This window comes from Paraburkholderia sp. J7 (assembly GCF_905220155.1).
Classification (GTDB): Bacteria; Pseudomonadota; Gammaproteobacteria; order Burkholderiales; family Burkholderiaceae; genus Paraburkholderia.
Genome location: NZ_CAJMYZ010000137.1, coordinates 1 through 269, shown reverse-complemented (window position 1 = coordinate 269; position 269 = coordinate 1). Strand labels below are relative to the sequence as shown.

General features: G+C 63.2%; 1 pseudogene. It reads right to left on the bottom strand.

Going from position 1 to position 269, the window contains the following annotated elements:
• Positions 1-269: pseudogene (locus U5A58_RS40665) on the bottom strand (MFS transporter); the annotation flags it as partial.

Below are 269 nucleotides of genomic sequence, written 5' to 3'. Positions count from 1 at the left end.
AGAGCCCGATCAGCCCGCCAAAAATGAACGCGATGCGCCAGCCGTACGCAATGACGTCGGCGGCGTCGAGCGTTGCGTGCAGCGCGAGGCTCATCAGCGTTGCCGTAAGCACACCTGAATTGAGGCAGAACACGACGAGGCCGCCGACAAGGCTCGCGCGCTGCGGCATCTCTTCAACGACGTACGTGATCGAGCACGGCAATTCGCCCGCGAGAAAGAAGCCTTGCGCGAGACGCAGCAACACGAGCAGCACGGGCGCGAATACGCCA